Annotated in this window: 37 protein-coding genes; 35 read left to right on the forward strand and 2 right to left on the reverse strand. The window is 34.9% G+C overall.

Features of this window, described 5'->3' with window-relative positions; genetic code table 11:
- Window positions 1-20: 20 nt before the first annotated feature.
- Entirely contained in the window at window positions 21-890 is an 870-nt protein-coding gene (locus tag MHB47_RS03655) for a GNAT family N-acetyltransferase (RefSeq protein WP_340755216.1), read from the reverse strand.
- Window positions 891-1,013: 123 nt separating this feature from the next.
- Here MHB47_RS03655 and MHB47_RS03660 point away from each other — a divergent pair, with 123 nt between their 5' ends.
- A complete protein-coding gene (locus MHB47_RS03660; RefSeq protein WP_340755218.1) occupies window positions 1,014-3,152 on the forward strand; it encodes a DNA topoisomerase III in 2,139 nt (712 codons plus the stop codon).
- A 110-nt stretch (window positions 3,153-3,262) separates the two neighbouring features.
- Entirely contained in the window at window positions 3,263-4,597 is a 1,335-nt protein-coding gene (locus MHB47_RS03665; RefSeq protein WP_002506962.1) for an NCS2 family permease, read from the forward strand.
- A gap of 311 nt (window positions 4,598-4,908) precedes the next feature.
- Here MHB47_RS03665 and MHB47_RS03670 read toward each other — a convergent pair whose 3' ends face one another.
- The gene (locus MHB47_RS03670; RefSeq protein WP_340755220.1) at window positions 4,909-5,298 is read right to left on the reverse strand and encodes a hypothetical protein; all 390 of its coding nucleotides are present in this window, start codon (window positions 5,296-5,298) and stop codon (window positions 4,909-4,911) included.
- A gap of 359 nt (window positions 5,299-5,657) precedes the next feature.
- Between MHB47_RS03670 and rpsJ the strand changes: the two genes are divergently transcribed.
- The 33 genes from rpsJ (at window position 5,658) to truA (ending at window position 23,462) form a co-directional block, all read left to right on the forward strand.
- Complete coding sequence (rpsJ, locus tag MHB47_RS03675; protein ID WP_002482611.1) at window positions 5,658-5,966, forward strand: 30S ribosomal protein S10; 309 nt, start codon at window positions 5,658-5,660, stop codon at window positions 5,964-5,966.
- Window positions 5,967-5,993: 27 nt separating this feature from the next.
- Window positions 5,994-6,653, forward strand: coding sequence for a 50S ribosomal protein L3 (gene rplC / locus MHB47_RS03680; protein WP_021338403.1), 660 nt, complete (start codon window positions 5,994-5,996; stop codon window positions 6,651-6,653).
- Window positions 6,654-6,679: 26 nt separating this feature from the next.
- Window positions 6,680-7,303 carry a 50S ribosomal protein L4 gene (gene rplD / locus MHB47_RS03685; protein WP_021338402.1) on the forward strand — a complete coding sequence of 208 codons (624 nt, stop codon included), beginning with the start codon at window positions 6,680-6,682 and terminating at the stop codon, window positions 7,301-7,303.
- Window positions 7,303-7,578, forward strand: coding sequence for a 50S ribosomal protein L23 (gene rplW / locus MHB47_RS03690; protein WP_002506966.1), 276 nt, complete (start codon window positions 7,303-7,305; stop codon window positions 7,576-7,578). The genes rplD and rplW overlap by 1 nt, the downstream gene beginning before the upstream one ends.
- 28 nt (window positions 7,579-7,606) lie before the next feature.
- Window positions 7,607-8,443: a 50S ribosomal protein L2 gene (gene rplB, locus MHB47_RS03695; protein WP_002506967.1), complete on the forward strand. Its 837-nt coding sequence runs from the start codon at window positions 7,607-7,609 to the stop codon at window positions 8,441-8,443.
- A 64-nt stretch (window positions 8,444-8,507) separates the two neighbouring features.
- Window positions 8,508-8,786, forward strand: a complete 279-nt coding sequence (gene rpsS / locus MHB47_RS03700; protein WP_002482616.1) for a 30S ribosomal protein S19 — start codon at window positions 8,508-8,510, stop codon at window positions 8,784-8,786.
- Between the two features lie 28 nt (window positions 8,787-8,814).
- Window positions 8,815-9,168: a 50S ribosomal protein L22 gene (rplV, locus tag MHB47_RS03705; RefSeq protein WP_002482617.1), complete on the forward strand. Its 354-nt coding sequence runs from the start codon at window positions 8,815-8,817 to the stop codon at window positions 9,166-9,168.
- A gap of 23 nt (window positions 9,169-9,191) precedes the next feature.
- A complete protein-coding gene (rpsC, locus tag MHB47_RS03710) occupies window positions 9,192-9,848 on the forward strand; it encodes a 30S ribosomal protein S3 (protein ID WP_002506968.1) in 657 nt (218 codons plus the stop codon).
- Between the two features lie 2 nt (window positions 9,849-9,850).
- Window positions 9,851-10,285: a 50S ribosomal protein L16 gene (rplP, locus tag MHB47_RS03715; protein WP_021338400.1), complete on the forward strand. Its 435-nt coding sequence runs from the start codon at window positions 9,851-9,853 to the stop codon at window positions 10,283-10,285.
- A complete protein-coding gene (rpmC, locus tag MHB47_RS03720; RefSeq protein ID WP_002506970.1) occupies window positions 10,275-10,484 on the forward strand; it encodes a 50S ribosomal protein L29 in 210 nt (69 codons plus the stop codon). Before rplP ends, rpmC begins: the two co-directional genes overlap by 11 nt.
- Before the next feature lie 26 nt (window positions 10,485-10,510).
- Window positions 10,511-10,774, forward strand: coding sequence for a 30S ribosomal protein S17 (rpsQ, locus tag MHB47_RS03725; protein ID WP_002506971.1), 264 nt, complete (start codon window positions 10,511-10,513; stop codon window positions 10,772-10,774).
- A gap of 30 nt (window positions 10,775-10,804) precedes the next feature.
- A complete protein-coding gene (gene rplN, locus MHB47_RS03730; RefSeq protein WP_002506972.1) occupies window positions 10,805-11,173 on the forward strand; it encodes a 50S ribosomal protein L14 in 369 nt (122 codons plus the stop codon).
- Window positions 11,174-11,214: 41 nt separating this feature from the next.
- Window positions 11,215-11,532: a 50S ribosomal protein L24 gene (rplX, locus tag MHB47_RS03735; protein WP_002506973.1), complete on the forward strand. Its 318-nt coding sequence runs from the start codon at window positions 11,215-11,217 to the stop codon at window positions 11,530-11,532.
- A gap of 25 nt (window positions 11,533-11,557) precedes the next feature.
- Window positions 11,558-12,097, forward strand: coding sequence for a 50S ribosomal protein L5 (rplE, locus tag MHB47_RS03740; protein ID WP_002506974.1), 540 nt, complete (start codon window positions 11,558-11,560; stop codon window positions 12,095-12,097).
- A gap of 21 nt (window positions 12,098-12,118) precedes the next feature.
- On the forward strand, window positions 12,119-12,304 hold the full coding sequence (locus MHB47_RS03745) for a type Z 30S ribosomal protein S14 (protein ID WP_002482625.1): 186 nt from the start codon (window positions 12,119-12,121) through the stop codon (window positions 12,302-12,304).
- Window positions 12,305-12,334: 30 nt separating this feature from the next.
- Window positions 12,335-12,733, forward strand: a complete 399-nt coding sequence (gene rpsH, locus MHB47_RS03750) for a 30S ribosomal protein S8 (RefSeq protein WP_002506975.1) — start codon at window positions 12,335-12,337, stop codon at window positions 12,731-12,733.
- Between the two features lie 27 nt (window positions 12,734-12,760).
- Window positions 12,761-13,297, forward strand: coding sequence for a 50S ribosomal protein L6 (gene rplF, locus MHB47_RS03755; protein WP_002506976.1), 537 nt, complete (start codon window positions 12,761-12,763; stop codon window positions 13,295-13,297).
- Between the two features lie 31 nt (window positions 13,298-13,328).
- Window positions 13,329-13,691 (forward strand): 50S ribosomal protein L18, encoded by a 363-nt coding sequence (gene rplR, locus MHB47_RS03760; protein WP_340755224.1) that lies wholly within the window; start codon window positions 13,329-13,331, stop codon window positions 13,689-13,691.
- A 20-nt stretch (window positions 13,692-13,711) separates the two neighbouring features.
- Entirely contained in the window at window positions 13,712-14,209 is a 498-nt protein-coding gene (rpsE, locus tag MHB47_RS03765; protein WP_002506978.1) for a 30S ribosomal protein S5, read from the forward strand.
- A gap of 16 nt (window positions 14,210-14,225) precedes the next feature.
- On the forward strand, window positions 14,226-14,405 hold the full coding sequence (gene rpmD, locus MHB47_RS03770) for a 50S ribosomal protein L30 (RefSeq protein ID WP_021338399.1): 180 nt from the start codon (window positions 14,226-14,228) through the stop codon (window positions 14,403-14,405).
- Window positions 14,406-14,421: 16 nt separating this feature from the next.
- Window positions 14,422-14,862: a 50S ribosomal protein L15 gene (gene rplO / locus MHB47_RS03775; protein ID WP_002506980.1), complete on the forward strand. Its 441-nt coding sequence runs from the start codon at window positions 14,422-14,424 to the stop codon at window positions 14,860-14,862.
- Window positions 14,862-16,154 carry a preprotein translocase subunit SecY gene (gene secY, locus MHB47_RS03780; protein ID WP_340755227.1) on the forward strand — a complete coding sequence of 431 codons (1,293 nt, stop codon included), beginning with the start codon at window positions 14,862-14,864 and terminating at the stop codon, window positions 16,152-16,154. Before rplO ends, secY begins: the two co-directional genes overlap by 1 nt.
- A 17-nt stretch (window positions 16,155-16,171) precedes the next feature.
- Window positions 16,172-16,822, forward strand: coding sequence for an adenylate kinase (locus tag MHB47_RS03785; protein WP_002506982.1), 651 nt, complete (start codon window positions 16,172-16,174; stop codon window positions 16,820-16,822).
- A gap of 172 nt (window positions 16,823-16,994) precedes the next feature.
- Window positions 16,995-17,213 (forward strand): translation initiation factor IF-1, encoded by a 219-nt coding sequence (gene infA / locus MHB47_RS03790; RefSeq protein WP_001118443.1) that lies wholly within the window; start codon window positions 16,995-16,997, stop codon window positions 17,211-17,213.
- Window positions 17,214-17,244: 31 nt separating this feature from the next.
- Window positions 17,245-17,358 (forward strand): 50S ribosomal protein L36, encoded by a 114-nt coding sequence (gene rpmJ / locus MHB47_RS03795; RefSeq protein ID WP_002471372.1) that lies wholly within the window; start codon window positions 17,245-17,247, stop codon window positions 17,356-17,358.
- 21 nt (window positions 17,359-17,379) lie between these two features.
- Window positions 17,380-17,745 (forward strand): 30S ribosomal protein S13, encoded by a 366-nt coding sequence (gene rpsM, locus MHB47_RS03800; protein ID WP_002506983.1) that lies wholly within the window; start codon window positions 17,380-17,382, stop codon window positions 17,743-17,745.
- Between the two features lie 23 nt (window positions 17,746-17,768).
- Entirely contained in the window at window positions 17,769-18,158 is a 390-nt protein-coding gene (gene rpsK / locus MHB47_RS03805; RefSeq protein ID WP_002506984.1) for a 30S ribosomal protein S11, read from the forward strand.
- A gap of 77 nt (window positions 18,159-18,235) precedes the next feature.
- Entirely contained in the window at window positions 18,236-19,180 is a 945-nt protein-coding gene (locus tag MHB47_RS03810) for a DNA-directed RNA polymerase subunit alpha (protein WP_002506985.1), read from the forward strand.
- Window positions 19,181-19,198: 18 nt separating this feature from the next.
- Window positions 19,199-19,567, forward strand: a complete 369-nt coding sequence (rplQ, locus tag MHB47_RS03815) for a 50S ribosomal protein L17 (protein ID WP_107514950.1) — start codon at window positions 19,199-19,201, stop codon at window positions 19,565-19,567.
- Window positions 19,568-20,186: 619 nt separating this feature from the next.
- Window positions 20,187-20,996, forward strand: a complete 810-nt coding sequence (locus MHB47_RS03820) for an energy-coupling factor transporter ATPase (protein WP_340755234.1) — start codon at window positions 20,187-20,189, stop codon at window positions 20,994-20,996.
- Window positions 20,993-21,856, forward strand: a complete 864-nt coding sequence (locus tag MHB47_RS03825) for an energy-coupling factor transporter ATPase (protein ID WP_002511443.1) — start codon at window positions 20,993-20,995, stop codon at window positions 21,854-21,856. Before MHB47_RS03820 ends, MHB47_RS03825 begins: the two co-directional genes overlap by 4 nt.
- Window positions 21,846-22,652 carry an energy-coupling factor transporter transmembrane component T family protein gene (locus MHB47_RS03830; protein WP_340755236.1) on the forward strand — a complete coding sequence of 269 codons (807 nt, stop codon included), beginning with the start codon at window positions 21,846-21,848 and terminating at the stop codon, window positions 22,650-22,652. The genes MHB47_RS03825 and MHB47_RS03830 overlap by 11 nt, the downstream gene beginning before the upstream one ends.
- 6 nt (window positions 22,653-22,658) lie before the next feature.
- Entirely contained in the window at window positions 22,659-23,462 is an 804-nt protein-coding gene (truA, locus tag MHB47_RS03835; protein WP_340757272.1) for a tRNA pseudouridine(38-40) synthase TruA, read from the forward strand.
- Window positions 23,463-23,610: the final 148 nt, after the last annotated feature.

Below are 23,610 nucleotides of genomic sequence, written 5' to 3' on the forward strand. Positions count from 1 at the left end.
GCTTATAAAGGTATAACGAATTAAATATGAGCAGCGACGTATTTAAATTTTTTATATTCATAATTGATATTAAAACCTAGCTCATTAAAACGTTCAACGAGTGTCGTGTTTTTACTACGTATTTTGAAAAAAACTTTTTCTATATCGTGCTTAGTAAACGCGATGTGTATAGCGTGTGATAGTAAATCAAATGCTATGCCTTTAAGTCTATAATCAGAGTGTGAAGAAAAATATTTAATTTCTGCCTTATGACTATTTTCAAATATTTGAAGGTAGAGATAACCTTTCAGTAGTCCCTCAGACATAAAGATAAATAGGCGATGATGCTCATCTAGTGATTCAACAATTTCATCTGCAGTCATTACATCATGTTTAAATGTGTGTTCGTGCAATTTACTAAATAAACGATAGTAAGCTGGTTGATATTCAGTGATGTTTTGTGCGTGCTCAATTTCACCAATATCTTGTGATGCTACTAAATAATAATCTGTAAAACTATAAGAAGATTGGATGGTTTTCATAAAATCTAAATAATTTTGTTCTGTTTCTTCAAAAGAAAAGTTGAAACTTGTAGACTCAGATTTGCTTTGTGCTAAGGTTTCAAATAAGTCTTGAAAAGCTAAAACTGATGGTGAAACTGATTTATTCACGAAAGGACCAAGAACTTTATATTTATTTTGTTCATATTGAAAGGCTGAAATTAGCATAATGATTTGGTCTTGATCATTTATTTGTGCATAGACGCCTGGATCTTCAATCAGTTGTTTTATATTAGTTGTAATGTTTTTATGTGCTGGTGGTAATTTGTATAAATAAGAAGCTGAGCGATAATCTGCGTTAATTATAAATTGCTCTATCTGGTCATAGTCGTTTAATTTGATAGTTTTCATAAAAATACCTCCGTCTGTAAACTATTTAAGTTAATTATAGGAACTTTTTGAAATAAATGGAAGTTTCGATGTGCTATATACATGTTACAATAAATATTATATTGAAATTGAAAGGGCGAAATTATGAAATCACTAATTATAGCTGAAAAACCTTCAGTAGGTAGAGACATTGCAAATACTTTGAATGTTAATGAAAAGCGCAATGGCTACTTTGAAAATAATAAATATATTGTCACTTGGGCGTTAGGACATTTAGTAACGAATGCTACGCCAGAACAGTATGATAATAATTATAAAGAATGGAAACTTGATGTTTTACCTATTATACCAAATAAAATGAAAACTGTTGTTATAAGTAAGACAAGAAAACAATTTTCAACAGTTCAATCTTTAATTAAGAAAAATAATGTTAAAGATATCATCATTGCAACAGATGCTGGTAGAGAGGGAGAACTAGTAGCGCGATTAATATTAGATAAAGCACATAATCATAAACCAATTAAACGTTTATGGATTAGTTCTGTAACAAATAAAGCAATTAAAGATGGTTTTAATAAATTACAAGATGGTCGTAAATATGACAATTTATATCATGCTGCATTAGCACGTAGTGAAGCAGATTGGATTGTTGGTATCAACGCTACGCGTGCGTTGACAACTAAATATGACGCTCAATTGTCACTTGGCCGTGTGCAAACTCCTACAATACAATTAGTACAAATGAGACAAAATGAGATTAATCAATTCAAACCACAAACTTATTTCACGATGAAATTGAATGCAGGTGGTCTTAATTTTCAGTGTATTAAACCTCAATCACATTCAGATAAAACAATTTTTGAAGATATCAAGAAGGAAATTGAAGGACAAGTAGCAACGATTGAAACAATAACTAAAAGTCATAAAAAATCATACCCACAGCAATTGTTTAGTTTAACTGACTTACAACAAGAAGCTTATAAACGTTATCACTTAGGACCTAAAGAGACATTAAATACACTACAAGCATTATATGAAAGACATAAAGTTGTGACGTATCCTCGTACAGATTCAAATTATTTAACTGATGACATGGTAGATACGCTTAAAGACCGTTTGCAAGCAATTATGGCTACCACTTTAAAAGACATTGCAAAAGGACAAATGTCACAATCATTTTCTGCTAAACAAAGATTTGTAAATAATAGTAAAGTATCAGATCATCACGCTATTATACCAACAGAAGTACGTCCTGATATGAATCAATTAAGCCAACGAGAATCAAAAATATATATGATGATTGCTCAAAGATACTTAGAAAATCTAATGCCACCTCATGAATACGAAGCAGTTTCTATAGAATTAAGTGTTGGTAGATATAAATTTACTTTTAAAGATAAAATCACTACAAAATTAGGATTTAAAGCAGTCTATGATACACAAGAAAAAACAAATGAACAAATTACTCAAATGCAAAAAGGCGCAACACTTAAAATCACTCGCGTGAACATAGACCAACATGAAACAACACCTCCAGCGTATTTTAATGAGGGAACTTTACTCAAAGCGATGGAAAGCCCTCAGAAATTCTTTGCGTTAGATGATAAAAAACATAATGACACATTAAAAGAAACGGGCGGTATAGGTACTGTAGCAACCAGAGCAGATATCATAGAAAAATTATTTAATATGAATGCGATTGAAGCACGTGATGGCAAAATAAAAGTAACTTCTAAAGGAAAACAAATTTTAGAATTAGCACCAAAAAAACTTACTTCTCCATTATTGACAGCAGAATGGGAAGAAAAACTTTCACTCATTGAACAAGGCAAATATGATGTGAAACAGTTTATATCAGAGATGAAACAATTTACTAACGACGTTGTATCTGAAATTAAGGAAAGCGAACAAAGGTATAAGCATGACAATTTAACTACTACTGAGTGTCCAACTTGCGGCAAATTTATGATTAAAGTTAAAACGAAAAATGGACAAATGCTAGTTTGTCAGGATCCAACGTGTAAAACGAAAAAGAATGTTCAAAGAAAAACTAACGCACGCTGTCCTAATTGTCATAAAAAAATGACATTATTCGGAAGAGGAAAGGATGCCGTTTATCGCTGTGTCTGTGGTCATACTGAAAGTCAAGCTCAAATGGATAAACGACATAAAAATAAAAAGTCAGATAAAATAAATAAAAAAGATATGAAAAAATACATGAATAAAGATGAAGGTATAGAGAATAACCCATTCCAAGACGCGCTAAAAGACCTTAAATTCTAAAATAATCGAACAAACGAAATATATAATTTAACAAAGTTCGTGTTTGCTATTGTAAAATAGTTAATTTGATATTAAAATATGAAGGTATTTTAAAAAAAGGAGAACTAACTGTGAAAAAGTATTTCAAGTTTGATAAACATGGAACAAGCTATAAGAAAGAGATACTTGGTGGGCTAACGACTTTCTTATCTATGGCATACATTTTAGCTGTTAACCCTCAAGTACTTAGTTTAGCAGGCGTTGATGGCGTGTCTGACGATATGAAAATGGATCAAGGTGCTATTTTCGTTGCCACAGCACTTGCAGCTTTTGTTGGCTCACTATTTATGGGGCTAATCGCACGATATCCGATTGCTTTAGCACCTGGTATGGGCTTAAATGCATTCTTTGCATTTACTGTTGTATTAACTATGGGCATTCCTTGGGAAGTCGGTTTAACTGGAGTACTATTTTCTGGTTTAGTATTTGCAGTCCTCACTATGACAGGGCTACGGGAAATAATCATAAACGCAATTCCTTTCCAGATGAAAATGGCAGTTTCTGCTGGAATCGGGTTATTTATTACCTTTGTAGGGTTACAAAGTTCTGGTATTATTGTTTCCAATGATTCTACCTTAGTTACATTGGGGCAAATTACTGAGGGTCCGGTACTCTTAACTATATTTGGTATTATTATCACTGTTATACTCTATGCGGTTAGAGTGCCAGGAGCAATATTTATTGGTATGATGCTTACGTCTATTCTTGGTATGATTACTGGTCTTATACATACGCCGAGTGGCATTGTAGGTCAAGTTCCAAGTATTGAACCAACTTTCGGTGCAGCTTTTGAAGCCTTTAAAGATCCATCACAATTATTTACTGTTCAATTTCTAATTGTTATCCTAACATTCTTATTCATAGATTTCTTTGACACAGCAGGAACTTTAGTAGCAGTAGCTAGTCAAGCTGGTATGATGAAAGATAACAAACTTCCAAGAGCTGGACGTGCACTTTTCTCAGATTCATTAGCAACAATCGTAGGTTCAATTTTTGGTACCACAACAACGACTACATATATTGAATCAACATCAGGTGTTGCTGTCGGAGCTAGGACAGGGTTTGCAAGTGTAGTAACAGGTTTTTGTTTCTTATTAGCGATATTCTTTAGTCCACTTATGGAAGTAGTGACGAGTGCAGTTACTACACCTGCATTAGTTGTAGTTGGTGTCTTAATGGCTTCAAACTTTGCAGAAATAGATTGGAAGAAATTTGAAGTTGCAGTACCAGCTTTTGTCACAATTATTATGATGCCTTTATCATATTCAATTGCGACAGGTATTGCTTGCGGGTTTATATTCTATCCAATTACAATGTTAATCTCTAAAAGACATAAAGAAATACATCCTATTATGTATGGCTTAATGGTATTATTTATTCTCTATTTCGTATTTGTTCACGGATAAATTAAAAGCACATTGTTGAACGTCAAAGTGACGCGACAATGTGCTTTTATATTTTATAAATAATCAATTTGGAATTGTTTAGAATTCGTAGGTAGTATTACACATCAAATCTATATTATACAAGAAGTAAAAACAAGTTTCTTCATTATAATAGCAATTTTAGAAAAGGTAATAAAATTCATGCTTTACATAAAGAAGGAATTTACCTGATTGGTATGATTTAACCAAACAAAGACTCATACAATATACGCTCGATGAAAAATAGTTAATCCTAACTAACAGAACTTATAAAACAAATTTAAAAAGAAAGTCTAATTCTTATGAGTTTCCCTATATTCTGTATATACTACTTTTGCATTTTTGTTAGCTACATACAGAGGAGTTGAAAAGAGTACGAATATAAAGAAAAGCATTAAAAAGAATAAAATCCAATGCACAACCATACCTATGAAAGGTAAAAATGCAATGAATGAACCGATAAGACCTAATAATGGAATAACCATCATTGGTTTAATTGAGTTTTGTTTATCTACAATAAGTATTATCATAGTTACAAGGTATAATAGGGCGTTAATGAGCAATGGTTGCCAACCAAAACTAAGAATAATGCTACCACCAAGAAATGGAATACCATAAACAAACTCTCCTATAAGGAGTATAAAACTCAAAATTATAAGCGTAGTACGAATACCGCTTTTCATATCAAATCACCACCTAATATCTACTATTATAAAACAAACCAATGGATTTAAATAATAATAAGTAATAATCAATTGTAGAGATTTAAAAAGATTTTCAAAAAGATTTCAAAAAAGGTTGAAGTGATTAGCGTATTCAAGTACAATAACAAAGTATGTGTTAGACAAAAAGTATAAAAACTTTTGCAGAAAAGCTTGATTAATCACTGCTTTTCATGTAACATATCTAATGTTGGACTTTAAGAACACGCGATGAAGCGAAAGGTTACTGACACACCCGGCCGCTTTGCCATGGCGCTGTGTGAGATAGTTTTCGTGGAGAAGTCTATCACTTAAATGTAGACGAATAAGGAGGGAAAATTATGGCAAAACAAAAAATCAGAATCAGATTAAAAGCTTATGATCACCGCGTAATCGATCAATCAGCAGAAAAAATTGTTGAAACAGCAAAACGTTCTGGTGCAGATGTATCTGGACCAATTCCGTTACCGACTGAAAGATCAGTTTATACTGTAATTCGTGCCGTGCATAAGTACAAAGATTCACGTGAACAGTTCGAACAACGTACACATAAACGTTTAATCGATATTGTTAATCCTACACCAAAAACAGTTGATGCTCTTATGGGCTTAAACTTACCATCTGGCGTAGACATCGAAATCAAATTATAATAGAAAAATTTAGGAGGTGGACTTTCGATGACCAAAGGAATCTTAGGAAGAAAAATCGGGATGACACAAGTTTTCGGAGAAAACGGTGATTTAATCCCAGTAACAGTAGTAGAAGCAAGCCAAAACGTTGTATTACAAAAGAAATCTGAAGAGATTGATGGTTATAACGCAATACAAGTAGGCTACGAAGATAAACGAGCTTATAAAAAAGGTAGCAAAACTAGCAAATATGCTAACAAACCAGCTGAAGGCCATGCTAAAAAAGCAGGCACAGCACCTAAGCGCTTCATTCGTGAATTCAAAAACGTTAACGTTGATGAATACGAAGTAGGTCAAGAAGTCTCAGTTAATACATTTGAAGCTGGAGACGTAATTGATGTAACAGGCGTATCTAAAGGTAAAGGTTTCCAAGGTGCCATTAAACGTCATAATCAAGCACGTGGTCCAATGTCACATGGTTCTCATTTCCATAGATCACCTGGTTCAATAGGTATGGCATCAGATGCTTCAAAAGTCTTTAAAGGACAAAAAATGCCTGGACGTATGGGTGGAGACACAGTAACAGTTCAAAACTTAGAAGTAGTTCAAGTTGATACTGAAAACAATGTAATTTTAGTTAAAGGTAATGTACCTGGACCTAAAAAAGGTTTCTTAGAAATCACTTCATCAATCAAAGGTAATAAATAATATAGAATGAAAGGAGGATATGCATAATGGCAAATTATGATGTATTAAAAGTAGATGGAACTAAATCAGGTTCAGTTGAATTAAACGATGCAGTATTTGCAATCGAACCAAACAATAGTGTTCTTTTTGAAGCAATTAATTTACAACGTGCTTCATTACGCCAAGGTACACACGCTGTTAAGAACCGTTCAGCAGTACGAGGCGGCGGAGCTAAACCATGGAGACAAAAAGGTACAGGACGTGCGCGTCAAGGTACAATCCGTGCTCCACAATGGCGTGGTGGTGGTATCGTATTCGGACCAACACCAAGAAGCTACTCATACAAAATGCCTAAGAAAATGCGTCGTTTAGCATTACGCTCAGCATTATCTTATAAAGTACAAGAAAAAGGTTTAACTGTTGTTGATACATTAAACTTAGAAGCTCCAAAAACTAAAGAGTTCAAAGCTGTACTTTCAAATTTAGAACAACCTAAAAAAGTATTAGTAGTTACTGAATCAGAAGATGTAAACGTAGCATTATCTGCTCGTAACATTCCTGGTGTACAAGTTACTACAGCTCAAGGTTTAAATGTTCTAGATATCACAAGCGCTGACAGTGTAGTAATTACAGAATCAGCTGCTAAAAAAGTTGAGGAGGTGCTAGGATAATGGAAGCAAGAGACGTTCTTAAGCGCCCCGTAATCACTGAAAAATCATCTGTCGCTATGGCAGAAGACAAATACACATTCGACGTTGATACTCGTGCTAATAAAACACAAGTTAAAATCGCTGTTGAAGAAATCTTTGACGTAAAAGTTGCAAATGTAAACATCATCAACTACAAACCAAAGAAAAAACGTATGGGCCGTTACCAAGGCTATACAAACAAAAGACGCGTAGCAATTGTAAAATTAAAAGAAGGATCAATCGATCTATTCAACTAAAACATTACCAATAAGGAGGTAAACGACAATGGCTCTAAAAAAATATAAGCCAATTACTAATGGTCGTCGTAATATGACTGGTTATGATTTCTCAGAAATCACTGAAACAACTCCAGAAAAATCATTATTACAACCGCTACCGAAAAGAGCGGGACGAAATAACCAAGGTAAATTGACAGTTCGCCATCGCGGTGGAGGACATAAACGTCAATACCGTGTTATTGATTTCAAACGTAATAAAGACGGCATCAACGCTAAAGTTGATTCAATTCAATATGATCCAAACCGTTCAGCAAACATTGCATTATTAGTTTATGCTGATGGAGAAAAACGCTATATCATCGCTCCAAAAAACCTTAAAGTAGGTCAAGTATTGGAAAACGGTGAAAATGCAGATATCAAATTAGGTAATGCATTACCATTAATTAACATCCCAGTAGGTACAGTAGTACACAACATCGAGTTGAAACCTGGTAAAGGTGGGCAAATCGCTCGTTCAGCTGGTGCTAGTGCACAAGTACTTGGTAAAGAAGGTAAATATGTTTTAATCAGATTAAGATCTGGTGAAGTACGTATGATTCTTTCAACTTGCCGTGCTACTGTTGGTCAAGTTGGTAACATACAACATGAACTTGTTAACGTTGGTAAAGCAGGACGTTCTAGATGGAAAGGCAAACGCCCAACAGTTCGTGGTTCTGTAATGAACCCTAACGATCACCCACACGGTGGTGGTGAAGGACGTGCACCTATCGGTATGCCATCTCCAATGTCACCTTGGGGTAAACCTACGCTTGGTAAGAAAACTCGTCGTGGTAAAAAATCTTCAGACAAACTTATCGTTCGTGGACGTAAGAAGAAAAAATAAAAATGACTTATTTGCGTGTGCGGCATGATTGCTGCACGCTCACAATAAGAAGGGAGGCGCCACTATGGCTCGTAGTATTAAAAAAGGACCTTTTGCTGACGATCATCTAAAGAAAAAAGTTGAGGCTCAAAGCGGAAGCGAGAAAAAACAAGTAATCAAAACTTGGTCACGTCGTTCAACTATTTTCCCTGATTTTATCGGACATACATTCGCAGTATATGATGGACGTAAACACGTACCTGTATTCGTAACTGAAGATATGGTTGGTCATAAATTAGGAGAATTCGCACCAACACGTACTTTTAAAGGTCATGCAGCAGATGACAAAAAAACTAGAAGATAACTTCTAACAAGTAGAGGAGGAAATTCGAATGGAAGCAAAAGCGGTTGCTAAAACAATAAGAATCGCACCTCGTAAAGTTAGATTAGTATTAGATCTAATTAGAGGCAAGAGCGCTGGTGAAGCTATAGCGATTTTAAAATTAAAAAACAAAGCTTCATCACCAGTAGTTGAAAAATTATTAATGTCCGCTTTAGCAAATGCTGAACATAACTATGACATGAACACTGATGAGTTAATAGTTAAAGAAGCTTATGCTAATGAAGGACCAACATTAAAACGTTTCCGTCCACGTGCACAAGGCCGTGCAAGTGCGATCAACAAACGTACAAGCCACATTACAATCGTCGTAAGTGACGGTAAAGAAGAAGCTAAAGAAGCTTAATAATCTTTTAAGGAGGGAACACTGTGGGTCAAAAAATTAATCCAATCGGACTTCGTGTTGGTATCATCCGTGATTGGGAAGCTAAATGGTATGCAGAAAAAGACTTCGCATCATTATTACACGAAGATTTAAAAATCCGTAAGTATATTGATAACGCATTAAAAGAAGCATCAGTTTCTCAAGTTGAAATTGAGCGTGCTGCTAACCGTATCAACATCGCTATTCATACTGGTAAACCAGGTATGGTAATCGGTAAAGGCGGTTCAGAAATTGAAAAATTACGTAATAAATTGAACTCATTAACAAGCAAAAAAGTTCATATCAATGTTATTGAAATCAAGAAAATTGATTTAGATGCTAAACTTGTTGCTGAAAATATTGCAGTACAATTAGAAAATCGTGCATCGTTCCGTCGTGTACAAAAACAAGCTATTACTAGAGCTATGAAAAATGGCGCTAAAGGTATCAAAACACAAGTTTCAGGTCGTTTAGGCGGAGCTGACATCGCTCGTATCGAGCAATATTCAGAAGGAACTGTTCCACTTCATACACTACGTGCCGACATTAGTTACGCACATGCAGAAGCTGACACTACTTACGGTAAATTAGGTGTCAAAGTATGGATTTATCGTGGAGAAGTTCTTCCTGCTACTAAGAACACTAGTGAAGGAGGAAAATAATAATGTTACTACCAAAACGTGTAAAATATCGTCGCCAACATCGTCCTAAAACAACTGGTCGTTCTAAAGGCGGTAACTATGTAACATTTGGTGAGTATGGTTTACAAGCAACTACAACTTCTTGGATCACATCTCGTCAAATCGAATCAGCTCGTATTGCAATGACACGTTTCATGAAGCGTGGCGGGAAAGTTTGGATTAAAATCTTTCCACATACACCTTACACTAAAAAACCTTTAGAAGTACGTATGGGTGCTGGTAAAGGTGCGGTTGAAGGCTGGATTGCAGTAGCAAAACCAGGTAGAATTTTATTTGAAATCGCAGGCGTTGACGAAGAAGTTGCGCGCGAAGCATTACGTTTAGCTAGTCACAAACTTCCAGTGAAAACTAAGTTTGTAAAACGTGAAGAATTGGGTGGTGAAACAAATGAAAGCTAAGGAAATTAGAGACTTAACCACTTCAGAAATCGAAGAACAAATTAAATCTTCAAAAGAAGAGCTTTTTAACCTACGCTTTCAGTTAGCAACAGGTCAATTAGAAGAAACTGCACGTATTCGCACGGTAAGAAAAACGATTGCACGTCTAAAAACTGTTGTTCGTGAAAGAGAAATTGAACAAGGTAAAGCTAATCAATAATTTAATTTAAAGAGGAGGTTACTATAGTGAGCGAAAGAAATGATCGTAAAGTTTATGTAGGTAGAGTCGTTTCCGATAAAATGGATAAAACTGTAACTGTACTTGTTGAAACATACAAAATGCACAAATTATATGGTAAACGAGTAAAATACTCTAAAAAATACAAAACTCATGATGAAAACAACTCAGCTAAATTAGGGGACACAGTTAAAATACAAGAAACACGTCCTTTATCAGCAACTAAACGTTTCCGTTTGGTAGAAATTGTTGAAGAATCAGTTATTATTTAATAAATAGTGAAGATAAAGGAGGTTTAACTCATGATCCAACAAGAAACACGATTAAAAGTAGCAGATAACTCTGGTGCACGTGAAGTTCTTACAATTAAAGTATTAGGTGGATCTGGTCGTAAAACAGCGAATATTGGTGACGTTATCGTAGTAAGTGTTAAAAATGCTACACCAGGTGGCGTTGTCAAAAAAGGTGAAGTAGTTAAAGCTGTTATCGTACGTACTAAATCAGGCGTACGTCGTAACGATGGTTCATACATCAAATTTGATGAAAATGCATGTGTCATTATTCGCGACGATAAAGGCCCACGCGGTACTCGTATCTTTGGACCTGTTGCACGTGAATTACGTGAAGGCAACTTCATGAAAATTGTATCATTAGCTCCAGAAGTACTTTAATAATACATTTATAAATATATAAATTTAAGGAGGTGCCACACATGCATATCAAAAAAGGTGACAACGTAAAAGTTATCGCAGGTAAAGACAAAGGTAAAGAAGGTAAAGTTGTTGCAACTGAACCTAAAAAAGACCGTGTCGTTGTGGAAGGTGTCAATACAATCAAAAAGCACCAAAAACCAACTCAATTTAATCCTGAAGGTGGAATCTTAGAAACAGAGGCAGCAATCCATGTTTCTAACGTACAATTATTAGATCCTAAAACGAATGAACCAACACGCGTAGGTTATAAATTCGAAGATGGCAAAAAAGTTCGTATCGCTAAAAAATCAGGCGAAGAAATCAAAACTAATAATTAATAACTAATTGAAAGGAGGATCCACTGTGAACCGTTTAAAAGAAAAATTCAACTCTGAAGTTACTCAAAACTTAGTGAAACATTTTAACTATAGTTCAGTAATGGAAGTGCCGCAAATTGATAAAATCGTAGTAAATATGGGTGTCGGTGACGCTGTACAAAATACTAAAGTATTAGATGATGCTGTAGAGGAATTACAAGCTATCACTGGTCAAAAACCATTAATCACAAAAGCTAAAAAATCTGTTGCAACATTCCGTTTACGTGAAGGTATGCCAATTGGTGCTAAAACAACTTTACGTGGCGAAAGAATGTATGACTTTTTAGATAAATTAATTTCTGTATCACTACCTCGTGTACGTGACTTCCGTGGTGTATCTAAATCTGCATTTGATGGCAGAGGTAACTACACTTTAGGTATTAAAGAACAATTAATTTTCCCTGAAATCGACTATGACCGAGTAAGTAAAATACGAGGAATGGATATCGTTATCGTAACAACTGCTAACACTGACGAGGAAGCTCGTGAATTGTTAACACAATTCGGTATGCCATTTCAAAAATAATCTCTAAAGGAGGCTAATTAAGTGGCTAAAACTTCAATGGTTGCTAAGCAACAAAAAAAACAAAAGTTCCAAGTACGTGAATATACTCGTTGTGAACGCTGTGGTCGTCCACATTCCGTATATCGTAAATTCAAATTATGCCGTATTTGTTTCCGTGAATTAGCTTATAAAGGCCAAATCCCTGGCGTTCGTAAAGCTAGCTGGTAATATAAAAAGTCTGAAAGGAGGCAACAATCAATGACAATCAACGATCCAATTGCAGATATGCTAACTCGTGTAAGAAACGCCAACATGGTGCGTCACGATAAATTAGAATTACCTGCTTCAAACATTAAAAAAGAAATTGCTGAAATTTTAAAAAGTGAAGGTTTCATTAAAAACGTAGAATTTGTTGAAGACGATAAACAAGGGGTTATCCGTTTATTCCTTAAATATGGTCAAAACAATGAACGTGTTATCACTGGATTAAAACGTATTTCTAAACCAGGTTTACGTGTTTATGCTAAAGCTAACGAAGTACCTAAAGTACTTAACGGTCTTGGCATTGCATTAGTTTCTACTTCAGAAGGTGTTATCACTGATAAAGAAGCAAGAAAACGTAATATCGGCGGAGAAATCCTAGGTTACGTTTGGTAATAATAAATAACAAGGAGGTGCGATAACATGAGTCGTGTTGGTAAAAAAATTATTGACATCCCTAGTGACGTAACAGTAACTATTGAAGGCAATACAGTAACTGTTAAAGGTCCTAAAGGTGAATTGTTTAAAACTATGGATGAAAGAATGACATATAAACAAGATGAAAGTACTTTAGAAGTTGTGAGACCATCTGATTCTAAAGATGATAAAACAGTACATGGTACAACTCGTACTTTAATTAATAATATGATCATCGGTGTTAAAGAAGGATACCAAAAAACATTAGAACTAGTAGGTGTAGGTTACCGTGCTCAAATGCAAGGTGAAGACTTAATCCTTAATGTTGGCTATTCACACCCAGTTGAAATTAAAGCTGATAATGGTGTTAGTTTCGCTGTTGAAAAAAATACTAAAGTTACAGTAACTGGTATTTCTAAAGAAGCAGTTGGCGCTATCGCTTCAAACATTCGTGCAACAAGACCACCAGAACCGTATAAAGGTAAAGGAATTCGCTATCAAGGAGAATTCGTTCGCCGTAAAGAAGGTAAAACTGGTAAATAATAAATAACTTTCAGAAGAAAGGAGTAATAAAATGATCAGCAAAATTGATAAAAACCAAGTGCGTTTGAAAAGACATGCTCGTGTCCGTAATAAATTGTCAGGCACAGCTGTAAAACCACGTTTAAACATCTATCGTTCAAACAAACACATTTACGCACAAGTTATCGATGATGTTAATGGCAAAACATTAGCACAAGCATCAACACAAGAAAAAGACTTAGCAAATGAAACAGGTTCAAAAGTTGAACTTTCAGCTAAAGTCGGCGAAACTGTAGCTAAAAGAGCTAGCGATAAAGGTATTAAAACAATTGTTTTTGACCGTGGAGGATATTTATACCATGGCCGTGTTAAAGCCTTAGCAGATGCAGCTCGTGAAAATGGATTAGAATTTTAATTTGAAGGAGGGACATTTACATGGCTCGTAGAGAAGAAGTGAAAGAATTTGAAGAACGCGTTGTTACAATTAACCGTGTTGCTAAAGTTGTAAAAGGTGGTCGTCGTTTCCGTTTCACTGCTTTAGTAGTGGTTGGAGATAAAAACGGTCGCGTTGGATTCGGTACTGGTAAAGCACAAGAAGTGCCAGAAGCAATCAAAAAAGCAGTAGAAGCAGCTAAGAAAGACTTAGTAGTTGTTCCACGTGTTGAAGGTACAACACCTCACATTATTAATGGTCGTTTCAGTTCAGGTAATGTTTTAATGAAACCAGCAGCACCAGGTACTGGTGTTATTGCAGGTGGCCCTGTTCGTGCGGTATTAGAATTAGCTGGTATCACTGATATCTTAAGTAAATCTTTAGGATCAAATACACCAATCAACATGGTTCGTGCAACAATTAATGGATTAAAAAACCTTAAAAATGCTGAAGAAGTTGCGAAATTACGCGGTAAATCAGTAGAAGAATTATACAATTAAGGAGGGAAAATAAGTTATGGCTAAAGTACAAATTACCCTCACTCGTAGTGTTATAGGTCGTCCAGAAACACAACGTAAAACTGTTGAAGCTCTAGGTTTGAAAAAAACGAACTCTTCAGTAGTTGTTGAAGATAACCCTGCTATTCGTGGGCAAATCAACAAAATCAGTCACTTAGTGACAGTAGAAGAAAAATAATTAAGGAGGTGCCGAAATGAAATTACATGAGCTAAAACCGTCAGAAGGTTCTCGTAAAGTACGTAACCGTGTTGGACGTGGTGCAGCTACTGGTAACGGTAAAACTAGTGGTCGTGGACAAAAAGGTCAAAAAGCACGTTCAGGTGGTAGTGTAAGACCAGGTTTCGAAGGTGGTCAATTACCATTATTCCGTCGTTTACCAAAACGAGGTTTTACTAACATTAACCGTAAGGAATATGCTATTGTTAACTTAGACCAACTTAATAAATTTGAGGATGGTACTGAAGTAACTCCTGCTTTATTAGTAGAATCTGGTGTAGTTAAGAACGAAAAATCTGGTGTTAAAGTACTAGGTAAAGGTTCACTAGACAAAAAGTTAACTGTGAAAGCTAACAAATTCTCTGCGTCTGCAGTAGATGCTATTGATGCAAAAGGCGGAGCACACGAGGTGATCTAATGTTTCAAACGCTTGTGAGCTTCTTTAAAACTAAAGAAGTTCGTAACAAGATCTTTTTTACTCTCGCAATGTTAGTTATTTTTAAAATAGGTACTTATATTCCAGCACCTGGCGTAAATCCAGCTGCTTTTGACAGTAGACAAGGATCTCAAGGTGTCACTGATTTGTTAAATACATTTGGTGGCGGAGCCTTGCAGAATTTCTCAATCTTTGCCATGGGTATAATGCCTTACATTACTGCATCAATTGTGATGCAGCTATTACAAATGGATATTGTTCCGAAGTTTTCTGAGTGGGCAAAACAAGGTGATGCAGGTAGAAAAAAACTTACTAACATCACACGTTATTTTGCTATTGTTCTTGCCTTTATCCAGTCAATTGGGATGGCGTTCCAATTTAATAATTATCTAAAGGGTCAATTGATCATTGATCAATCAATCCTTAGTTATTTATTAATAGCTGTTGTATTAACAGCAGGTACAGCATTCTTAATTTGGATGGGTGATCAAATCACTCAATTCGGTGTTGGTAATGGTATTTCGATTATCATCTTTGGTGGTATTTTATCATCACTACCTTCATCATTAATTCAGTTCTATCAACAGTCTTTCGTAGGTCAAGATGATACTACAATGGCATGGTTGAAAGTACTAGGGTTAATCATTGGAATGATATTATTAACAGTCGGTGCAATATTTGTATTACAAGCTATTCGTAAAATTCCAATTCAATATGCGAAAAAGCAATCAACACAACGATTAGGTTCACAAGCAACATATTTACCTTTGAAAGTTAACGCTGCTGGGGTTATCCCGGTTATCTTTGCAATGGCATTCTTCTTGTTACCTAGAACATTAACATTGTTCTTCCCTGACGCTAGTTGGGCGCAGAAGATTTCAGACGTGGCAAATCCATCGAGTAATATCGGTATGATTGTTTATGTGGTGCTTATCATTGCATTCACATACTTCTATGCATTTGTTCAAGTCAATCCTGGAAAGATGTCAGATAATCTCAAGAAACAAGGAAGTTATGTTCCAGGTATTAGACCTGGTGAACAAACAAAAAAATATATTACTGGAGTTCTCTATCGTTTAACATTTGTAGGGTCAATATTCTTAGCTGTAATTGCGATTCTGCCAATCATTGCTACTAAAGTAATGAGCTTACCTCAATCTATTCAGCTTGGTGGTACCAGCTTACTTATCGTAATTGGTGTAGCAATAGAAACAATGAAGAGTCTTGAAGCTCAAGTGACTCAAAAAGATTATAGAGGCTTTGGTGGTAGATAAATTGTAGGAGGGCACTTATGAATATCATTTTAATGGGTTTACCTGGTGCAGGTAAAGGAACTCAAGCGAGTGAAATTGTAAAGAAATTCCCAATTCCACACATATCTACTGGAGACATGTTCAGAAAAGCGATTAAAGATGGAACAGATTTAGGCAAAGAAGCCAAATCATTCATGGATCGTGGAGAATTAGTCCCTGATGAAGTAACTGTGGGCATCGTTAAAGATAGAATTTCTGAAGACGATGCAAAAAAAGGATTCTTACTAGATGGCTTTCCTCGTACTATTGAACAAGCTGAAGCATTAAATGAAATTATGCAAGAATTAGATAGAAAAATTGATGCTGTTATCAATATAGAGGTAGCTGAAGAAGAATTAATGAACCGCCTAACTGGTCGTAGAATTTGCGAAAAATGCGGAACAACTTATCATCTTGTATTCAATCCTCCTAAAGTTGAAGGTATTTGTGATCTTGATGGTGGTAAATTATACCAACGTGAAGATGACAACCCAGAAACAGTTGCAAATCGTTTAAATGTCAATGTTAAACAATCTAAACCTATCTTAGAATTCTATGATAATAAAAAAGTATTAAAAAACATTGATGGTTCAAGAGATATTAAAGTCGTAACTGAAGACGTTATCGATATCTTAGAAAACTTAAAATAATATCAACTTGTACGGTCTATGGAATGTCGAAAGTATAATTGAATAAGAGTGACAATGCGATATAGTAATTCATTTTAATTTTGTTAAACTTATTAACAACACTTATAGACTCGTATGGTTAGAGTTGATTGTTGACGATAACCAACTATTGCAAAAAGGGGGAAGTTAATAAATGGCTAAACAAGATGTTATTGAATTAGAAGGTACTGTGTTAGATACTTTACCAAATGCAATGTTTAAAGTAGAATTAGAAAATGGTCATGAGATTTTAGCTCACGTAAGTGGTAAAATCAGAATGAATTATATTCGTATTCTGCCTGGCGACAAAGTAACTGTAGAAATGTCTCCGTACGATTTAACGCGCGGAAGAATTACGTATCGTTATAAATAATCGTCACTCCATAATATAGGGAGGTATTAAAATGAAAGTAAGACCATCAGTAAAACCAATTTGCGAAAAATGTAAAGTCATTAAACGTAAAGGTAAAGTAATGGTAATTTGTAGCAACCCAAAACATAAACAAAAACAAGGCTAATAAAGAGAGGTGTAAATAATTATGGCACGTATTGCAGGAGTAGATATTCCACGTGAAAAACGTATTGTTATTTCATTAACTTATGTATATGGTATCGGTACTACTACAGCTAATAAAATTGCTGAAGAAGCTAACGTTTCACCAGACACACGCGTTAACGAATTAACTGATGATGAATTAGGTCGTATCCGTGAAGTAGTAGATAGCTATAAAGTAGAAGGTGACTTACGTCGTGAGCAAAACTTAAACATTAAACGTTTAATGGAAATCTCATCATACCGTGGTATCCGTCACCGTCGTGGCTTACCAGTACGCGGACAAAAGACTAAGAACAATGCTCGTACTCGTAAAGGCCCAGTTAAAACTGTAGCTAACAAGAAAAAATAATAGGTAAAGGAGGCAAAATTTAAATGGCACGTAAACAAGTATCTCGTAAACGTAGAGTGAAAAAGAATATTGAAAATGGTGTGGCTCACATCCGTTCAACATTCAATAATACAATCGTAACAATTACTGATGAATTTGGTAATGCGTTATCATGGTCATCAGCAGGTGCACTTGGATTCAAAGGATCAAAAAAATCAACTCCATTCGCAGCTCAAATGGCATCAGAAACTGCTGCTAAATCAGCTATGGAACATGGTTTGAAATCTGTTGAAGTCACTGTAAAAGGCCCAGGTCCTGGTCGTGAATCAGCTATCCGTGCATTACAATCAGCTGGATTAGATGTAACTGCAATCCGTGACGTTACTCCAGTTCCACATAATGGTTGTCGTCCACCAAAACGTCGTCGCGTATAATTTTATTGTTATTGTCGCAGGTCACTGAGAAATTACAGTACAAATCAAGTCGACGTAATCAAGGAGGATATTTGTAAATGATTGAAATCGAAAAACCTAGAATTGAAACAATTGAAATTAGTGATGATGCTAAATTCGGTAAGTTCGTTGTTGAACCACTAGAACGTGGCTACGGTACTACACTAGGAAACTCCTTACGTCGTATCCTACTATCTTCATTACCAGGTGCTGCCGTTAAATACATTGAAATCGAAGGCGTATTACATGAATTCTCAGCTATAGATAATGTTGTTGAAGATGTTTCTGCAATTATTATGAACATCAAAAAGCTAGCATTAAAAATCTATTCTGAAGAAGAAAAAACTTTGGAGATCGATGTTAAAGATGAAGGCGAAGTAACTGCAAGTGACATTACTCATGATAGTGATGTAGAGATACTGAATCCTGAGATTAAAATTGCAACAGTTTCTAAAGGTGGACATTTAAAAATCCGTCTAGTTGCTAATAAAGGTAGAGGCTACGCATTAGCAGAACAAAATAACACTAGTGATTTACCAATTGGTGTAATTCCAGTTGATTCATTATATTCACCTGTAGAACGTGTTAACTATACTGTAGAAAACACGCGCGTAGGTCAAAGTAGTGATTTTGATAAATTAACGTTAGATGTTTGGACTAATGGTTCTATAACGCCACAAGAGTCTGTTTCATTAGCTGCAAAAATCTTAACTGAACATTTGAATATCTTTGTTGGATTAACTGATGAAGCACAAAATGCTGAAATCATGATTGAAAAAGAAGAAGATCAAAAAGAAAAAGTTCTTGAAATGTCAATTGAAGAATTAGATTTATCTGTACGTTCTTACAACTGTCTAAAACGCGCAGGTATCAACTCTGTCCAAGAGTTAGCTGATAAATCAGAAGCTGACATGATGAAAGTCCGTAATTTAGGTCGTAAATCTTTAGAAGAAGTTAAATACAAACTTGAAGATTTAGGTTTAGGATTAAGAAAAGAAGATTAATATAAAGGAGGTTAACTCATGGGTTACAGAAAATTAGGTCGTACTTCTGATCAACGTAAAGCTATGTTACGCGATTTAGCTACATCACTTATCGTTAGTGAACGTGTTGAAACTACAGAAGCACGTGCAAAAGAACTACGTAGTGTTGTTGAAAAATTAATCACTTTAGGTAAAAAAGGAGATTTAGCTTCTCGTCGTCAAGCTGCTAAAACTTTACGCAATGTTGAAATCTTAAATGAAGATGAATCAATTCAAACTGCACTACAAAAATTATTCGGTGAAGTTGCTGAACGTTATACAGAACGTCAAGGCGGTTACACTCGTATTCTTAAAGTAGGCCCTCGTCGCGGTGACGGAGCTGAATCAGTAATTATCGAATTAGTTTAATTTAAATATACGTACTACTATGTATAAAGCAAATGAGTGCAACGATAATGTTTGCCACATACAAATATTGTCTAGCTCAGAGTACCCCATCAAACTTAATAAACTTTAAAGCGTGAACTCAAAAATATGATGGGGTGCGCGCTTTTTTTATTTATAAGGCCTCCTCAATTCCTACAGAATTGAGGAGGCCTTATGCATTTGAAAATCAAGAGGTTGGGACAAAATACATGTCTCATCCTCAATTATTATATTGGCAGTGGCTGACTGAAATGAAGATGCGCTTATATTAAGCTTTTAAAGAACTACTTCATTTATGAAGAGCAGTAGTTCTTATGCAAGAGCTCCAACTCTTGAATCCCATTTTCTAGTCCGCTTAGCGGAACTCGGCTCATACGACGAAATCTTGTTAGAAAAATTAGATTTCTGTCCCACTCCGATTAGCAATGTATGAACACTTACACTAATGCGCAAATGTCAAAAGAGTTATTTTATAAAAGTTTTAAAGTACTTATTTATAGCAGTGTTTCTTTAGACTTTACTAGTGCTTCTTTAGAAAGTTTCATGTAAAATAGGATAAGTATACAACAATGATGATTATAAATTTTGGGAGGCAATTGATGTGGACACGCGAGATAATATTATTACATTTAATCATGTTTCATTTAAATATAATAGTGATGAACGATTTGCGTTAAATGACGTATCTTTTGAGATTCCAAAAGGACAATGGACATCAATTGTAGGACATAATGGTTCAGGTAAATCTACTATTGCTAAACTAATGATAGGCATAGAATCACCATTTGATGGTGATATTTATTTGCTTAATAGATTAGTTCAAGAAGATAATTTGAGTTACTTAAGACAGCACATTGGCATTGTGTTCCAAAATCCTGAAAATCAATTTGTAGGGTCTACAGTGGAGTATGATGTTGCATTTGGTTTAGAAAATAATGGCGTAACATATGAAATCATGCAGAGTATTGTGCCTAAAGCATTAGCTGACGTAGAAATGTTAGATAGAGCTAAATACGAACCCCAGTCTCTCTCAGGAGGCCAAAAGCAACGTGTTGCAATTGCAGGAGTTCTCGCTTTGGATACAAATATCATTATATTAGACGAAGCTACTTCTATGTTAGATCCTGCTGGTAGAAATGAGTTACTTTCATTGATTCATCGTTTAAAAGACGATAAAGATGTTACGATTATTTCTATTACACATGATTTGTCAGAAGCAGTAGAGGCCGACCATGTAGTGGTGTTAAATGAAGGTACTGTACATCAATCGGGCTTACCAGAAGAAATTTTTAGTGATGGTAATGAACTCACAAAGATTGGTTTAGATCTTCCATTTTCAATGCGGATGCATCAGCAGTTATTAGGCGTTACTGATTACGTAACTTATGAAGGGTTGGTAAGAAAATTATGACGGTTCATTTTAACCAAGTTAGTTATGTATATCAAAATGGCACACCCTTTGAATATCTTGCGTTGGAAGACATTGTCACGTCATTTGAACAAGGGAAATACTATGCTGTAATAGGACAAACTGGTTCTGGCAAATCAACATTGATTCAACATTTCAATGGCCTTTTAAAGCCAACTAGTGGTGCGTTAGAAGTAGATGATATAACAATCACCCATAAGACTAAAGATAAGTTTTTAAAGCAAGTACGTAAACGCGTAGGTGTTGTATTTCAATTTCCGGAATCACAGCTATTCGAAGATTCTGTTGAAAGAGAGATTCTTTTTGGTCCTCAAAACTTTAATATGCCTCTTAACGAAGTAAAAGAACGTGCGTTTCGTTTACTATTAGAATTTGGTTTTAACAGGGATATATTGCAGCAGTCTCCTTTTCAAATGTCAGGTGGGCAAATGAGAAAGATCGCAATTACATCAATATTGGCAATGGATCCAGACATTGTTATTTTAGATGAACCTACTGCAGGCCTTGATCCAAAGAGTAGAAAACAAATCATGGAATTAATAAAAAAACTTCAAGTGGAACAACAAAAAACAATCATTCTTGTAACGCATGAAATGAATGACGTAGCCAAATATGTAGATGAAGTTAAAATTATGAGCAATGGCAAACTTATTGATTCATGTACACCACGTAAATTATTTAGTGATACGAACTATGTGAATCAAATGCACTTAGATGTACCAAATATTGTGAAACTGCAAAGGGATATTGAAGATAAACATCAATATTATTTTAATAAAATCGCATTAACTGAAGCAGAATTTATTGAAATGTATAAGGAGTGGCAACAACATGAGAGATAAGTTTATCATAGGGCGCTATCTGCCGTTAGATACAATAATCCATCGTTTGGACCCACGTTCAAAATTGATATTTGCCTTTTTCTTTATTGTATTAATCTTTTTTGCACATTCGTTTGCTACTTATTTTTGGTTGTTTCTATTAATATTAACTTTCATGAAGTTAGCCCATATTAAATTATGGTTTTTAGTAAAAGGATTAACGCCAATATGGATATTTCTCATATTTACCTTTCTAATGCATTTGTTTCTAACCAAGGGTGGCACAAGAATATTTGAGCTGTCATTTATCTCTATCGATACACAGGGGATTTTAGAAGGTATTTATATTGTATTGAGACTCATGTTCATCATTATGATTTCAACGATATTAACGTTAACGACAAGTCCAATTGACTTAACAGATGCATTTGAAAGACTATTATCACCGCTTAAACTTGTTAAGATACCTGTGCATCTATTGAGCATGATGATGTCGATAGCGTTGCGATTTATACCAACACTGATGAACGAGTTAGATAAAATTATTTTAGCTCAAAAATCTCGTGGCTCAGAAATAAGCTCTGGAGGATTGGTTAATCGAATTAAAGCTTTTATACCATTATTAATACCATTGTTTATTTCAGCATTTCAAAGGGCAGAAGACTTAGCTATTGCAATGGAAGTAAGAGGTTACGATACTAAAAAACAACGTACGAGTTTTCGTAAGTTGCAATGGCGATGGACAGATGTATTAGTGCTCATATTACTAATACCAATAGCAGTGATACTGTTTGTTTTAAAATATATAGGAGTGTAATGCATGATGCGTGTTTTAGTAAATATTTCATACCAAGGAAGTCAGTTTCTTGGTTTTCAAATACAACAAAATGGTAGAACAGTACAACAACAGTTTGAAAAAATACTTAAAAGAATGCACAAACGTCATGTGCGAATTCACCCAAGTAGTAGAACCGATAAAGGCGTACACGCGTTAGAACAATATTTTCATTTTGATACAGAATTGAATATTGCTCCGCCACAATGGAAGTACGTAATGAATCGTGCTTTGCCTGATGATGTTTATGTGAATGATGTAATGATTGTCGATGATGACTTTCATTGTAGATATGATTGTGTCGGAAAGTCTTATCGTTATAAAATTTATCAATCAGAGCACAAGGATCCTTTCCAATGCGGTTTGAAAACATATATTACCGATTCATTAGATATTGAAAAAATGAATCGGGCAGCCCAATTATTCGTAGGAACGCATGATTTTACTGGTTTTTGTTCACAAAAAACAGAAGTAGAGAGTAAAGTGCGCACGATATATGAAAGTCGTATTAAAATTACAGAAAATGGTCTGGATTATATTGTCACAGGCTCAGGATTCCTATATAATATGGTACGTGTGCTTATGGCGTTTCTATTAGAAGTTGGTAAAGGAAAGCGTAATCCTGAAGAGGTACCTGAGTTATTAATGATGAAAGATCGTAATCAGGTTCCGTATACTGCACCATCTGAAGGATTATATTTAGAGCGGATTTATTTGACATCTTCAGCGTTAATCAATGACTTTGGTAGTGATATAAAAATACATCAAAAAAAATCAACACAAAATGATTAAATAAGATTGACAAAACGTCTTAAAAATTATACGATTACTAACGGTATTGTTTTATATCACCCACGATAAGCCCCGGAATCTTATTGTGTAACAAGATATAGAAGCACGTAGAACAAGAACAAAAAATTAACAAAATAAATGACATCTA

Source organism: Staphylococcus sp. FSL K6-3157 (genome assembly GCF_038005145.1).
GTDB classification, from domain to species: domain Bacteria; phylum Bacillota; class Bacilli; order Staphylococcales; family Staphylococcaceae; genus Staphylococcus; species Staphylococcus equorum.